We start from the raw sequence: 14,435 nt of genomic DNA, 5'->3' as shown, positions 1-14,435 counted from the left end.
CTTGTCGGCCGCACGTTCGAAACGCCCGCAGCCTAACCACTTCACTGCTCACGTTTCTCCGCCTGAGTTGCTGCATCCGCATTGGCCAGCCTGTGCGGTGAAGTGAATCAGTAAGCCGTTATTGAGGCGTTCATGCAGGGCAAGGAAGAGGTGTTACCCACTCGTAGGGGGATGGCATTGGTGGACTGCGTCGGACCTTGGCCGGGCAGTACACCGCGTGCTCGTGCCGGTGAGCGTAGGCGGTATTGCCATCACGAGGGACCTGCCAGGTCCACCTTCGCCGAGGAGGAGATGGGTTCCACGTAGCGGACATTACAACCCTGTGGCGACTCGACCGTAAACGATTGGAAAGGGCGCGGCCCTTACGCCTTGAGTAGCCCAGCCAGCACGGAATCCTGGCTCGGCGTATTGAACGCAATTGATGGCATTATGCGAGTACTGGGTTAATATACAGCTATATGCGCGACTGGGTTTCCACGAGGACGCTGATGACTACTTCGATTGAAATTGTTGAGCTGAGAACGCTTGCGGATTTGAACTCGCTTTATCAGCTTGCAGCCGAGTGCACCTTTACCAAGGAGCAGTATCGGACTCCACTGCGACCCTATCGGTTGATAAAGGCCGAGGCGAGCTGTCAGTACCAGAAGCATGGAAGGCGTTGTGCTCAGTTGCATCAGCATGGTTACGTCGTCGAGCTTCATGATGCTTCACAAGTGCTGATCGGTAACTGCTGCGCGCTCAATCACCTGGGTTTGGATGACGAGCAGGTCAGGGGACAGTTCAAGCAGCTGAGCGCTACCGAGCGGCAGAACATCCGGCGCCACAGGGTCGAAACCCTGCTTAGCCAGCGGCAATCTTTGATTGAGCGAGTTCGCGCGGCGAATAGCAAACACCGTGAACTGCAAGGCCGCGCCAGTGAGGTTCTGTCTTCCCTTCCTCAGCGCATTGGGGAGCTTCTGAATAACCGCTGGAAGAGTAATGTGCTGGGAATCTCCTGGGACTACCAAGTCGTCAAGAAGGGGGGCGACGAGAAAGGCAAACCCTACGAGGAGCGCCACTGGTACCCGCATTCGTTCGGCACGCTCAAGGGCTTGGGAGTGTGGTTACAGCTAGGGGGGCAGCGGTATCAGGAGCGTTTGTTTGAAATGCGCAAGCGGCTTGAGGCAATCCCAACCAAATCACGATTGAACACTGCGGAACTGGAGTCAGCCGAAGCGGCGCTCAATGATATGACTGAGTTGGCTGTTATCGAGCGAGAACTGCATGCCCAGGCCACGCTGCTCAACGACTTTCTCGAACCCGGTAATCTTCAGCTAACGGTCCAGCTTGTCAGCAGTCATCAGGCGCGCGCTGATACCGTGAAAGCCGTGCACCGTTTGCTGGGACGCTCGCTCGACGTCTCTCCAAGCCAATACGTCGCGGCCATCGACCTGGCCTTCAAGCAGCGCTATTCAACCGGTGCTATCCGCATCGGCTCCTGATCCGACGCCCAACGTTCGTGCTTAGCCGCTTTTGTTACGGCGCCTGTAGGTAGGATTCCGGTAGATAGGATCAATACGTCCCATGAAGCTTTACGAAAACATCACCATCGGCAATTTCCTCTTCTCGTTGGGTTACTCGATACGCGATAAGCAACGAGCCTCCGGCCTGGGAGCGGCGGGATCTGTCAACTTGCTCCAACAAACGCCTGCCGACCAACTGTTGGGCGATGTGTTGGTGAAGTTTAGCGGAGTGGTCCGGCTCTTGGAGTTCAAAGCAGAGGGAGCGGACTTAAGGAAGGAGCGGGGCAAACACGCAGGACTCAAGCAAATCATTAACGACCTGGGTCTCGCCGAAATTTCCCGAGAAGTGCATTGGTACGTTGAGACTAAAGCCACCGCTGATACGTTAGGTCTGCTGACGGTCCCGTATCTGGATGCCTTCCCCAGGGATCATCATCCACGAAGCGGCCGGCTTGAGGCCCTTGTTCAGTCGACAGCTGAAGCCATCGCCACTCAGCAAACCCGCTTTTCCGGTGCGCAAATCAACCAGTACCTCTTGGCTATCAAGACTGTCAGTGGCAAAGCCGCTTCAGGCACTGGCGGACTGCTGCTTTTGGCTGAACCCGGTGGCGTACTGAAGTTCGCGCCGCTGGAGGACATGCTTGAGCTTAATATGAACCACCGCGATTGGGTGATGGAGCGGATCGCCCGTGCTGAGCGCAGCCACGAACTGCTGCTTCGGCAAGAGCAAGAAAAGGAGCTTGCCAAACAGATGACCTACGATCGAGGTTTGAGCCGATGACGACCCTCGTGACTGCGCGAGAATACGAAAGCTACGACGAGAAAATTCGAGCGCAAGCTGAAATGCTCACTTCATTACTCTCGGCAGGATTGCAGACACAGGACGCCGCTGACAAAGCCGTTCTGGCGCTGAGCAGGCTTCAGCAAGAGGTGCACAGGCAGATCTCAAGCGCGAGAAATGACCTATCGAACCTTGCGGATGCAACTGCTACCGAGGCTGCGAAATTGCTAACTGAGAAATTCGACCAGGCCAATGAAGCTGCAGCGGTGGCAACAAAGCGCTATGAGAAAGCAGGACGCCTCTTGGGGGTGAAAACATTTGTGACCTTGGTTGGTGCTCTTGCCGTGATCGGTGCGGCCGCATGGTTCCTGGCCAGCCCTCTGTTACCGAGCCACGAGGAAATTGAGTTCCGTCGCAGGCAAATCGCCGAGATGGAAGCGAAGGCCGCGGTGCTGGCGAAGAAAGGGGTCAATCTCGACTGGGACCAATGCAAGACGGGGCTCTTGAACAGAACGAAGCTGTGCTTTAGGTCGGATGGTGAGATTTACACGAGAGAAGGGACTGACCAGCACTACGCTGTACCACACCATTGAGCCACGTGGCCAAGCGCCACTGCGTTTTTGCTGTCCTGTGCCAGCTCTATGAGTGCGCCTCCCTCTCTGCGGTTCCTGGCTAGATAATGTGGATCGAGTGGGACGCCGTGGCGCGGTATCGGCTGTCGGTGCTGCGTGCAGAGGTATGTCCCTATCGCGTAATGACGGTGACGCTGCGGTTCAGGCATTTTGATCAGGGCGATGCAGCTCTTCGTCACCCAGCAAGCAGGTGGCGCGGCTGGATAGCATGGCTCCGGCTTGGAAGTACCCCGTGACCGTATTCACGCTGCGGTGTTCGGTCATGGCCATGACCTCGCCGAGCGGCACGCCCTGACGCCCGGCCTCAGTGACGAAGCCCGAGCGCAAACTGTGCGCTGCCCAATCGCCCTCCAGGCCGGCCAACTGAGCGCGGCGCTGAACGATGCGCGCCACCTGATCCGCTGACAGCGCGGCGGTACCCACCTTGCCGCCTTTGTACAGCCGTCGGAAAAGCGGTCCGCTGACAGCCGGCGCTATTGCCAGCCAGGCGGCGAGCGCCTGTGCCGCTGGCCCACGCAGCGGTTTTTCGCGGCGAATCCCGCTGGTCTCAGTCTTGGTCGCGCCTAACGCGTACAGCCAGGTGTCGGTATCCAGGCGGCGCAGATCTTCGATCTGCAGGCCCACCACCTCCGACCGGCGCCGGCCGCCGCCACTCCAGGCCAACAGCAGCAGGGCGCGATCGCGGATCCCACGCACGCCATCGGTGCAGGTCGTGAGCATCCTCTGGAGGGGTTCCAGCACCACCGCGGTTTTCTTGCGCACCGCCATACCCTGGCGCGCCTGCGCCTTGCGCGCCTCACGAAGCAAGGTCTTTACCGCCGCGGCTTCGCACGGATTGTCCCAATCCTTGAGCCGGTGCCACTTGGCCACCACCGCCAGACGATGACTCACCGTACTGAACGCCAGAGCACCCAATTTACCCTTGACCCCAGCGGCGACCAGCGCTGCATCGACGTTCGCCGGCAGCAGGTGGCTCCAGGTACCGTCGGCGTTCGGGCGAGCCAGGTGATCGACGATGAACTGCACCGCCACTTCCGGTGGTAGGGCGCCGTCGCCGAGCGCCCGGCCGTAGCGCAGGCGCAGCCAGGCGGCCCAATAGGCGAGGGCGCTGCGATAGCTGCGCACGGTGTTGACGGCCGTGCCGGCGGCGATGAACGCCTCGGCGGCCGCGCGGGTAGTGTCAGCGATCTCGTGCAGGGCTAGTGGGTTATCAAACCGTGCCTGCAGTGCATCTGTATTATTCATTACGTTCAACGTATTATAAATTGAGTTTTAAATTTATAAGGTCGGATAATCTTTCTTTATCAGACCTAATATAGCGGAGGGCAGGGCATGGCGGTAGGCGTACCGGAAAACGACGTGTTTGCCGCGGCAGACGCGGTGCTGGCCCGTGGCGAGCGGCCGACGGTAGAACGGGTGCGCTTGGAACTGGGTCGCGGCAGCCCGGCGCGGGTCGGTGCCTTGCTCGACCAATGGTGGGAACAGTTGGCCGGCCGCCTGCGCGGTGAAACGCGGTTGCCCGGACTGCCGGCGGAAGTGGCCCAGGCCTTTGTCGCTATCTGGCAGCAGGCGACCACCTTGGCTCAAGGCGTGGTCGAGCAGTCACTGGCCATCCAGCGGCAGGTGCTCGCAGAGGAAAGAGAGGAACTCGTAGCATTGGATGCCCGCGCCCGGCTGGACGTTGCTCAGGCGCGACAGCAGACGGCAGAGGCAATATCTGCGCGGCAGAGCGCTGAAACCCGCCTGACCGATCTAGAGCTACTGCTGGCCCAGCGTCAGGCGCAGATTAAGGATCTGCAGGAACAACGTGGCGCCTTGCAATTGACCTGCGACACCTTGCAACAGCAGTTGCATGGTCTGCAGGCCGAACAGCACGACACCCTGCATCAAGTCGAGCAGGCTCGGCTGGCACAAGAAGCCTACGTGCGCGGTGTCGAGGAGCGCGCCTACCGCGAAATTGACCGGGCGCGCGAGGAGAGCAAAACACGCCAGGTTGAACGTCGAGAGCTCCAGCGCCAGTTCGACCAACTTCAGCAACGATCGGAGCAAGACCGTCACGTCTTGAGCGAGACGCAGCGCCAGGCAGCCACCCAGCAGGCGCGGGCCGAAGTGGCGGCGGAGCAGGGCGAGCAGCAGCGGCAAGCTCTGGAAGGCCGCTTGCATGCCATGCAGCAAATGCTTGACGAGGTGCGACATACGGGCGTGGCCCAGCAGGCGCGTGCTGATACGCTGGAGCAGCAACTGGTCCAGCAGCAGGCGCCGAAGCTGCGTAAGCCCAGAATCAAGGAGCGGTGATGGGTCGGGGAGGAGCACCGCAAGCGGTCGCAATACCATGTCTAGAGTGCAACAGGGCTGCGCGACTGACGCGAGCGTGGTGTCGGCGATCCGTACGAGGTGCGTCGAAGGCCTTGCACCCGCGCCTGCCCTGTCGCCCGCAGCACCTAACCCTCGCTTGAAATCTGTATCGTGAGACTGGCGTAGCATAATCTCTGCTGCTCGGTCGCGTTGTTGATATCCTTTGTCTTGAGAAACCTCATGCGGTTGAGCCAATACCTGACTGAATACGATGAAGACCTCAGTGGCGACAGCCAGATTGATCCGTTGGGTGTACTGACCATCTGGTCTGCCTTTGGCCAGGAAATCTTTCGCAACCGGGTCAACTCGGTTTCGAACGACGTACGGAACTACACGCTCAATCTGCTGCATCATGCAGTGATTAAGGACCTGTTCGACGATGTTGATACCGGCCCGAGCAAAGCGTTGCGTGAGCAGTCAGGAGGACGTTATGGGCTGGCGCTGTGCCAGGCTTGTCTAGTCTATCTGGAGAACATATTCACGTATGCCATGGTGACTGCTGCGCCCGATACCGGCGTTGACAGTCAAGGCGTGCTGGGCGCCAGCAAGGCTCGTGCACGTCTGGAGGTCGACAGTAACCCATTTCTGCGCTTCACCCATGAACCAGCCGGGCACCTGTTGGTGCGTCAGTTGGGCTTGGGTGTGAGTGGGCGCTACAAGACACCGTTCATGCAGATAGGCTTCTTCAACGACCGCTACAACTACCACCACAGTCAAGAAGCAGGACTGTTGTGGGTGAAAGTTAAGGGGATGATTCAAACTCACGAGCCGTTTCACAGGTTGTTCCAAGAAGCGCGCATGCATTTGCAGGGGATTTTCCTGCGCTTCAAGGCAGGTGGCGGAAGCGCGCTCAAGCAAGTACCGGGCAGTCTGATCAAGGCCTACCGAACAGCACTGCCGAACTCCGCGCAAGTAGGCGCTGACACGCGCGACTTCTGGCTAGCCTTGACCGGCCTCGACACGGGCGCTGCGGGTGCACTGCTGCGGGTGATGGATGATCAAGCTCAACACAATCCAGACAGCCACCTGCCGATCCAGCAGTTGTTCGCCCTGGCCGAAAAAAACTGCAGCGAAACGCCCGAGCGACGCAAGCTCGTGCACGTGCAGCAGGTCGAACCACTCCTTGCTCAGGTCGATCTGCTGTTTACCCTGGCCTGTCATGGCCGGCACCAGAGCCTTGGCGAAATCGAGGCGCACTGGCAAGGGCTGGGGCGCGATGCCGCAACCTTGCCGGCGGCCGCCGCGCGTATCGATGCGCATTCAGAACTGCTCGGCATTCTTTCGCACACCGGCCGCCGACGGCTGGAGCGACTCATGAGCTTGGCGCGTCAGGAACGCTTCAGTGACCAGTTTCTCGGCATGGTGGACTACCACGCGACGGTGATGCGCGAGCGTGGCCAGATACCCTGGGTTCAAATCGACCAGGCCGAGAAGGTCAAGCTCAGTGCTCGTACCAGGGCATTGCCTGAGGCGCAGGATACGCCCATGCAGCGCTGGGTGAACACGTACTACATTCCCCAGTTTGACCATTTGGTGACCGGTTATCGGGGCGGCCAGGCATGAAACTGCATTCAGCATTCAGCGAGCAAGTGAAGGCCTGCGGCCGGTTGCGCAGGGTTTGGCTTACCAGCTTCAACATCGATATCGAATTCATCGAAACCTATGTGTTGCCAACCGTACTGGGTGCCGAGACTCCCCGCACACGCATGGAGTACGAGGCGCTTCAGTTGGCGCTGACGGAGCAGCAAATCGACCTCAGGGTCTTTTGTGACCGGCGTTTCATCGGTGCCGACCAGAACAAGCGCACCGCGCTCCAGGTGCACGGAGTCTGTACTGCGCAAAAAACGGAATGGAGCTACCCAGGTGTTGGCGAAGACAGCTTGTTGCATGCAAAGGTGATCTATCTGGAAGGTGAGCAGGGGCGCGTGCTCGGCGCGGGCAGTGCCAACCTCACACTTAGCGGATGGGCGCGCAATCAGGAGGTATTCCACTTCCAGCCGATCAATGCGCTTTCGCTTTACCAGTCCGTTAAAGCGTTCTTCCAGGCACTGTTCACAAATGTGGGCGTACCGTGCCCCTTGGAAAATAGGCGCAGTAGCTCGTTCGCCAGCGCTGAGTCACCCGTGCGGTTCTGCCACAGTTTTCAGAGGCAACCGTTTCTCGTCCAGTTGCTGGGCGAGCGTGCTTGCCATCACCTGGCAGTCTGGTCCCCTTATCTACCGAAGGATCTGGCTCTGTTCGTCAGCCACCTGAGGAGCAGCTACGAGCAGACGCGCATGAAGGTCAGCCTGGTGCCGGACCGGCTCGATGGGCAGTTCCTGCGTACCGGTTGGACCGAGGCGCTTGGAGACCTGCTGGCAAACGATGAGTTGCGCTTGCGGCACAACCCGACCACGGTCGATGAGCGCACACCAATGACCCATGCCAAGCTCTGGAAAACCTCCACGCACCTGGCCATCGGCTCGTGGAACTTCACCCGGGCGGGCAGCAATTCGCTGCTCGACTCACGGGGTAAAAGGCTACCCGGCAACAACATCGAGGCGGGCTTTATCTTGCCGAACAACAGTGCAGTGGAAAGCGTCCTCGGCGCCACGATGGACACCAGCCCGGCATTGTTCTTGAGCGACGAAGCATTACAGGCGCAAGCGTTGAAAATCCCGCAGAACCTTCCCTTTGACATCGTGGTGGAGTTCGACTGGGCGGAGCAGGTTTACCAACTGCGCGGCCAATGGCATATAGGGCAAGAACCAGATCAGGGATATAGGATCAAGTTGCCGGATATCGACGCTGCATTCGCGCTCGACTGGAAACCACGAAGCCACGAATTGAAGGCGTGCAGAGTGCCGGTGGCGCACGTGCATGCACTGTTGTTCGATCACAGCTTCCAGGTGCTCAAGGACGGCCGGGAGTGCTTCGTCGGCATGTTGCTGGAGACTACCCCCGAGTTCCGACGCGCGCAGCGGTACGACGACTTGGTTGGCCTGGTCGACGCCATGGCGCAAATCGATATTGTGCCCAATCAGGATGATGTCGGATTTCGTGTCCGCGAATCTGCAACGGGTGAGCCACAGGTTGATGGGCTGAGCGCCGACCTAGGCGCCGTGGCAAGCGAGCAAGACGGTTCAGACTCTGCGCATATCAGCTACTTTCGGTTATTCACGGCCAGCTACCAATTCGCGGCCCGGTTGCGTGGGGTTGAACGATTGTCAGTGCTTGAACACTGGGTGTTCGTGCGACCGGGATGCCTGCAGGAATGGGTAGACAAGACCCGCCAGCGACTTCGTGGATCTACGCCCAATGTTTTCGACTGGTTCCTGGTCCAGGAGGTTAACGCGCTCTGCAAGTTGGCGCTGGCACTCCGTCAACGCTTGCCCAAGGATGACAGCAGGATTGCCTTGTCGCGTTGGCGGACACTGAAGGTCGATATGCCACCGTTACCTGCCGAGACCAATGATGATTTTCGGCAAATGCTTGAGCAGGAGCTCGGCGGATTGGAAAGCAAGTGGGGTGGGACATGAGTCGATTTGAAGAGGGTGTGCTCATCCCTGAAACCGTATCCCAGTGGATCAACTTCAAAGGGCGTAAGGATTCCAACTGGACCTATCAGGCAGATGATCGCGAATCCATGGCGGCCAAGCAGACCGAAGGGGTGGCTTACCTGTGGAACCTGTTGGTAGCGGGCAAAGTGGCGCTACTGGCGGATGAAGTCGGCATGGGCAAGACCTTCCAGGCGTTGGGTGTGGCTGCATGGCTGTGGAAAAACAAGCCTGATGCCAAGGTGCTGGTAATGGCGCCCAATCGACATTTGTGCGGGCATTGGCGCAGGGAGTTCGAAGGCTTCATTCGTGAGCACATTCGCCAAGCCGATGACCGAGTTAAAACCGAAGATGGCATGCCCGTAGCCACGGTCTGTGAGTGCTACAAGCTGGAGCACCTGGTGCAGTCGGTGCAAAACAATGAGGGGCAGCTTTACCTCACCACGGTCTACGCGCTCAGTGGCTTGCTCGGCCCCGAGCGGCGCGCGGAAGGTGCCGAGGGCGCAGGCAGTATCGCGGCCAATTGCCATCATCGATTAAAGCAGCACTTGGGGCCCTCGGGCTTTGACCTGATCATCGTCGATGAGGCGCATTACCTGCGCAACGTCTCGGGTGGATCGCAGCGTGTGAGTGCCGCAAAGGCGCTGTTTGGCAACGCTGACAGCCGGCTGGGTGTCTGGAACCTATTGCTCACTGCGACGCCCAGCCATACCCGGTTGGATGATGTGCAGAACATCCTGGGTTATTTTACCCAGCTCGATCGTGATCCTGCCCTTGAAGCCATGAGCGGCGCCGAGCGCACGCGTCAGTTGCTGCAACGGTATGCCTTGCGGCGTCTGCGGTTGATGGAGGGACAGGGCGGTTTGTACGGCAAGCGGCACTACCGCCACGAAAAAGCCGTACCTGCGAGCTTCGATGGGCGTCCGGATGCCGAGATGTTTTTTGCTCTGTATCAGAAGCGGCTGGTGGCCGACCTGGGCCGGCAGAAGGAGAACAAGAGTCTCACTTATGGCTACCTGGAAGGGTTCGAGTCGTTTGGCTGGAAACCGCAGATCGATTCTGGTGCCGATGCGGATTATCAGGATGCGGTCGAAGACCGGATGGTGGAGGATTTCTCAAAGGCTACCGATACCGAGCTGTTGCGCGACCTTACCCGTCGCTATCGCGACCAGTTTCACACCTTCCCGGATCACCCCAAGTACGGCTTGATGATCGACCAGTGCGTGCCGAAGGCGGCTGATGGCCTCGGCACTGCGCTCGAGGACTTGAAGCACCTGATTTTCGTTCGCCGTATACCTTCTGTTCGTGAACTGACCCAGCGCATCAACGAGCGCTACGACGAGTTGTTGGTCGGAATGATCGTCAATGCATGGGGCAAGCAAGCGGACGATCCCGCAGTCAGGCATTGGCGCCATCAGGGTTGGTCACGCGATGGCTATGCCCAGTTTCATGAAGGCGTGAAGCACTCGCTTGCCGAAGTGGACGCGCACGAGGAGGCAGGGCAAGACGAGGGCGAGGGGGAGGGTACGCAGTTGGCATCGCGCATCGCCGAGCTGTTCGTGGTCAAGAAAGGCTCAGGTGGGCAAACCGATTGCGCCAATGTGCGCCTGCGCTTCAGCAAGCCGGAAAGCGTCTTTGCACTGTTCCTCGAGCCGGCATCGGACTACCTGACTGGCGGTTACTCCGCGTTCTACGCCAAGGCGGAGACAGGTCGGATCGACTATGCCAATGCCGCCAAGTACGTACGCTTGCACGGTTGGGACGTGCCGGGGGTCCACGATGCCGCCGCCCGCATGCGAGGTGCACCGCGCGACCGCCTGGAACATCCGCTCCACAGCGTCTGGTCGCTGTTGGTACCGCGCCTGCCGCCGGCGTTGTATCGCAAGCTCGAAGGCTGGGCGCGCGACAACAAGGCGATTGCGGAGAACTTCGCGAACTACATCAAGGCCGGGTTTCTTTATGCGAGCCCTGTCGTCGTCGAGCTCTACGCCTGGTTTGTCGAATACCGGCAGCAGACCCGCGAGCGTGAGGTGCAGCGTGCGTACCGTGGTTTTCATGACTGGGTAAGCCTACGGGTCGATGGCTCGTTGATGCTGCGCTATTTCACCGCCGCGTTGGAAACGTTTGACACGCTATGCGGCAAGATCATCGACCATGGCCTGGATCAATGGGACGAGGAGTGGCGCAGCCTCAAGCGCCTCACCAGCCCATGCTGGTACGCCAGTGGAGACAACAGCGAAGGTCGTCAGCGTCTCATCCTCGGCTTCAATAGCCCGTTCTATCCCAACGTGTTGGTGTCCACTTCGGTACTCCAGGAAGGGGTTAACCTGCATTTGCAGTGCCACCAGATCCATCACTACGGCCTAGCCGGCTCACCCGGTGACAATGAGCAGCGCGTGGGCCGGTTGGATCGCCTGTTTGGCTGCGTGAACCAGCGGCTGCAGCGGTCAGGTAACGCGGAGTTGAGCATTCACTATCCGTTTCTGCAGGGATCGGTTGATGAAGACCAGGTTGCTTCGTTCATCGAGCGCAAGCATCAGGTGGAAGAGCAAATGGATGCGTGCGTACAGGTGCACTTCGACAAACAGCTAAGGATCAGTGACGCGCAGCAGTGGCGTAGCTTTCTGCGCAGACCGCTACCCATCAGCGATGAGCGTTTGCAGGATCCTTATGGTGCCGTGTTTACCAAGCTGGGCCAACAGTAGCTGCAAGCACATGAGGATCTGATTGTGTGCGCCTGAAACCTGATGCATGACCGTGCGTTGGTTGTGGGTATGGCAGAAAGCCTCTAACATAAGACTTGCAATGCGTTTGCCCGAACTCCACCACAGTAGTGGGGTGAATGAATCATCCTTCTGCCAATCCAGCACAAGCCCAATGCGGCTTGCGTGAGGATTGAAAAGTGCGTTTTAGTACTTTTCACAACCGTACATTGCGGAGGGCAAATGCGAGTCGATAGCCGTTAGCGGATGCTGAAGGCCCGAGTGCGAAAACCGCACCGGCAGTCCACAACATGATGCGATGATGCGGATGGCAATCTTTATCAGCCTTCAATGGACGGAGACGCTGCTTGCTCGATTTTCTTTCACGATTACTGAACGCGTTTGAGCCGTCTCTATCGGGGCGTAATTCTCAACCGGAGCGCACGCATCGCGCGGCTTCCCCCTCACGTCCTCCCAAGGGGCCGAGTACTTCGCTTGGTGCGGAGAACTGTGGAAGGATCGTTGCAGGTAGCGTTGTCAAGATCTTGCCGAAATCTGTATTGATACAGTACCAAGACACGACCGTCCTGATTCCTCAACATGAATTGTTGAGCCCAAACGCCAAGTTCGAGAACCCGGTCAGTCTATTCAGCGTAGGCGACAATGTGGAGTTCGTGCTGACCAGCCGGGACCAGAGGGGCTGGCGGGGCAGCGTTCACGCGCTGACCGAGGCCCGGCTGCGTAACGCTTTGGGCAACCTGCGGCCAGGCACGGCAGTGCGTGCGCGGGTCGAGCGTTTTGATGATCGAGGCGCCTGGCTGTTGGCTGGCGCGCTTGTGCTCCGGGTGCCATTGGCCGAGATCAGTTGGAGCTGGATAGATCATCCTTCAGAGGTGTTGGACCTTGCTCAAGAATACATTGTGCAGATCAGTACTATTTTGCTTGAGGAAAATTGGCTGACGGAGAAGCGTGCTCGCAACGGGCGTGTTACTGCCAGCATCAAGGCTTGCTTGCCACAGCCTGAGTCGCCACGAATCACGTTGTATTTCAAAGCAACCGAGTTTCAGGTGCGCACGTTCGCGCGGGTCCCCAGACGCTGCGACGCGGTTGCACTGTTCGCACTTGAGGCGTTGAACCAGCATTTGAGCGTGAGTGAAATCGCCGAACTGACTGGCCTTCCGTTGGTTTCAATCCAGGAGATTGTGGCGTTGCTTGGAGAAGAGGGGCTGGCGGCCGGTGAGACCATCACTCAATCAGGCGAGCGATTATTAGCAGGCGTGGCTACTTCAAAACTGCTCAATGACTCTGGCGTCGCTGGATTGTTTGCAAGCGCGGCACCTGCAGAGCAGCAAGTTCATCCCATTGACGCTGTGGCTCAAACGTACCCTCGACATTTGCCCACCCCAGTATTCAGCCACAAACAACAGAGCCGTTTCATGCGATTGAGGGGGGACGAGTTGCCTGATGGTCTGCTGCTCCGCGCTCAAATCGGCGAGGTGCAACGTGAACAGCTTACGGCCATGCTCCGCAACCCCCATGTCCACTTGTTCCTGTCGCATACCCCCAACTGGAGAGCCTTGAAACTTGAGGTATCCCAGCATTGGGTGCTCGCAGGGCTGTGGAAGAGTTTTCACGCTGTAGGGCGACCACCGTTCAGGCCACCTCCCAAGGAGAGAGGGTGTGACGCGTTGCTCATGGTGCGTTATCGGGATTCAGCGCAACAGCTCTACTGGGAGCCTGCAACGGGCACGCTCTGGGCGCCGCGCGAGGGCGGCGTCAAGGCCCAGGAGGCTTCAGTGTGTGCGGAGGATTTCATTCAACACATGCCTGACGACATCGCTCAGCGCTTGGCAAAGGCAGGCCCTGGTACATGGTGTTGGGTTCAGCTTTGACGTGGAAGGACTATGGGCACTCAGTTACCAAGGCATGCGTTCTACTTTACAAAAACCTTCATCTCGGCGGCCAGTCGACATGGCATTGCGGGAGGCCTGAAGAAAGCCACTGCAGGCGCCAACCCGGTGCTCATGAGCATTGAAGCAGCATCAGCGGTACTCGGGGCGATCGACTCCTACTTGACTTTACGCCAAGCCCAGGTGCACCGCGACGGCTTGAAGGCTCTGATCCCCAAGGAGGAAAAGCGTCTGGAGCTTGAGCGTGAGGCACTTGCCCAGGATATTGATCTGGCGCGAAGGGAGATGACACAAGCAGCCGCTGTTCGTCAGGTTGTTGGGCGGATGACGCTGCGTTGCGTTCAACTGACCCGCCATTGCCTGGATGAATTGGCGCTGATGAGGAAAGGCGACCTGCCTGATGTTCAGTCATTTGAAACGGCTCTGGAGCGGTTAATGGAGGCTGATCAAGGCTTGCGTCGTAGCGTGGAATACTTCAACACCAGTGTTGCTTGACCGGAGTCTCAACCATGACCAATGAACGATTCAAACTACCCGCCAGTCTTGCCAAGGCTACACCCCGCAGCAAGTCCACCAACGGGGGCAATGATGCCCTCGACCTGGCCAAGGAGCAGACGCGCCAGGCGCGGATCAAGCGTGATACCGCCATGAGTGGCGATCGCGCCCAAGTGCTTACCGAGGGTATTGGTCTACTTCGTGATCTGGTTGGTGTATTGCATTCGGCTGTGGAACTGCACAAAACCTCTATTGAATGGAAGGGACGCGTAAGCCTGGCCGAGGCGCAAGTGCAACATGCACAAAAAGAGCTCGAAAAAATCCAGGCGCAGAATGCGCCCGAGCTTCAGCGGTTGAACCAAGTTGACGATGTGCTCAAGCCCCTTCTGAGAGTATTCGAGAAGCTTGAAGCCGTCATGGATCCGTCCTTGATCAACGATGATCACCAGCGCGAGGTGCGGGCGAGCATGGAGGTGCTGGTAGGTCGCCTGGTCGAATTAGTCCAACCAGGGAAACGCTGAT

The 14,435-nt window shown here is 58.7% G+C and carries 11 protein-coding genes; 10 read left to right on the top strand and 1 reads right to left on the bottom strand.

What is annotated here, in order from left to right:
* Positions 1–488 precede the first annotated feature (488 nt).
* The 3 genes from N430_RS13140 (at position 489) to N430_RS13130 (ending at position 2,876) form a co-directional block, all read left to right on the top strand.
* Positions 489–1,481 (top strand): hypothetical protein, encoded by a 993-nt coding sequence (locus N430_RS13140; RefSeq protein ID WP_110637557.1) that lies wholly within the window; start codon positions 489–491, stop codon positions 1,479–1,481.
* Between the two features lie 82 nt (positions 1,482–1,563).
* Positions 1,564–2,283, top strand: a complete 720-nt coding sequence (locus N430_RS13135; protein ID WP_110637558.1) for a hypothetical protein — start codon at positions 1,564–1,566, stop codon at positions 2,281–2,283.
* Entirely contained in the window at positions 2,280–2,876 is a 597-nt protein-coding gene (locus N430_RS13130) for a hypothetical protein (protein ID WP_110637559.1), read from the top strand. The genes N430_RS13135 and N430_RS13130 overlap by 4 nt, the downstream gene beginning before the upstream one ends.
* A 180-nt stretch (positions 2,877–3,056) precedes the next feature.
* Here the strand turns inward: N430_RS13130 and N430_RS13125 are convergent, their stop codons facing one another.
* Positions 3,057–4,160 carry a site-specific integrase gene (locus N430_RS13125; RefSeq protein ID WP_110637560.1) on the bottom strand — a complete coding sequence of 368 codons (1,104 nt, stop codon included), beginning with the start codon at positions 4,158–4,160 and terminating at the stop codon, positions 3,057–3,059.
* Between the two features lie 87 nt (positions 4,161–4,247).
* Between N430_RS13125 and N430_RS13120 the strand changes: the two genes are divergently transcribed.
* The 7 genes from N430_RS13120 to N430_RS13090 all read left to right on the top strand — a co-directional run bounded on the left by N430_RS13120 (position 4,248) and on the right by N430_RS13090 (position 14,434).
* Positions 4,248–5,210 carry a DNA-binding protein gene (locus N430_RS13120; RefSeq protein ID WP_110637561.1) on the top strand — a complete coding sequence of 321 codons (963 nt, stop codon included), beginning with the start codon at positions 4,248–4,250 and terminating at the stop codon, positions 5,208–5,210.
* Between the two features lie 240 nt (positions 5,211–5,450).
* On the top strand, positions 5,451–6,833 hold the full coding sequence (locus tag N430_RS13115; RefSeq protein ID WP_110637562.1) for a hypothetical protein: 1,383 nt from the start codon (positions 5,451–5,453) through the stop codon (positions 6,831–6,833).
* Positions 6,830–8,788: a hypothetical protein gene (locus N430_RS13110; protein ID WP_110637563.1), complete on the top strand. Its 1,959-nt coding sequence runs from the start codon at positions 6,830–6,832 to the stop codon at positions 8,786–8,788. Before N430_RS13115 ends, N430_RS13110 begins: the two co-directional genes overlap by 4 nt.
* Positions 8,785–11,511, top strand: a complete 2,727-nt coding sequence (locus tag N430_RS13105; RefSeq protein ID WP_110637564.1) for a DEAD/DEAH box helicase — start codon at positions 8,785–8,787, stop codon at positions 11,509–11,511. The genes N430_RS13110 and N430_RS13105 overlap by 4 nt, the downstream gene beginning before the upstream one ends.
* 365 nt (positions 11,512–11,876) lie before the next feature.
* Positions 11,877–13,400: a hypothetical protein gene (locus N430_RS13100; RefSeq protein WP_133248848.1), complete on the top strand. Its 1,524-nt coding sequence runs from the start codon at positions 11,877–11,879 to the stop codon at positions 13,398–13,400.
* A gap of 12 nt (positions 13,401–13,412) precedes the next feature.
* A complete protein-coding gene (locus N430_RS13095) occupies positions 13,413–13,913 on the top strand; it encodes a hypothetical protein (RefSeq protein ID WP_110637566.1) in 501 nt (166 codons plus the stop codon).
* Positions 13,914–13,927: 14 nt separating this feature from the next.
* On the top strand, positions 13,928–14,434 hold the full coding sequence (locus tag N430_RS13090) for a hypothetical protein (RefSeq protein WP_004577313.1): 507 nt from the start codon (positions 13,928–13,930) through the stop codon (positions 14,432–14,434).
* Position 14,435: the final 1 nt, after the last annotated feature.

Origin of the sequence: Pseudomonas sp. CC120222-01a, assembly GCF_003097235.1 — a bacterium.
Taxonomy (GTDB): Bacteria; Pseudomonadota; Gammaproteobacteria; order Pseudomonadales; family Pseudomonadaceae; genus Aquipseudomonas.
The sequence above is the reverse complement of the archived record's forward strand: the minus strand, read 5'-3'. Positions and strand labels throughout refer to the sequence as shown.

Coding starts and splice junctions, on each gene's coding strand:
- N430_RS13105 (WP_110637564.1), top strand. CDS start 8,785: ATGAGTCGATTTGAAGAGGGTGTGCTCATCCCTGAAACCGTATCCCAG.
- N430_RS13090 (WP_004577313.1), top strand. CDS start 13,928: ATGACCAATGAACGATTCAAACTACCCGCCAGTCTTGCCAAGGCTACA.
- N430_RS13110 (WP_110637563.1), top strand. CDS start 6,830: ATGAAACTGCATTCAGCATTCAGCGAGCAAGTGAAGGCCTGCGGCCGG.
- N430_RS13115 (WP_110637562.1), top strand. CDS start 5,451: ATGCGGTTGAGCCAATACCTGACTGAATACGATGAAGACCTCAGTGGC.
- N430_RS13120 (WP_110637561.1), top strand. CDS start 4,248: ATGGCGGTAGGCGTACCGGAAAACGACGTGTTTGCCGCGGCAGACGCG.
- N430_RS13125 (WP_110637560.1), bottom strand. CDS start 4,160: ATGAATAATACAGATGCACTGCAGGCACGGTTTGATAACCCACTAGCC.
- N430_RS13095 (WP_110637566.1), top strand. CDS start 13,413: ATGGGCACTCAGTTACCAAGGCATGCGTTCTACTTTACAAAAACCTTC.
- N430_RS13140 (WP_110637557.1), top strand. CDS start 489: ATGACTACTTCGATTGAAATTGTTGAGCTGAGAACGCTTGCGGATTTG.
- N430_RS13135 (WP_110637558.1), top strand. CDS start 1,564: ATGAAGCTTTACGAAAACATCACCATCGGCAATTTCCTCTTCTCGTTG.
- N430_RS13130 (WP_110637559.1), top strand. CDS start 2,280: ATGACGACCCTCGTGACTGCGCGAGAATACGAAAGCTACGACGAGAAA.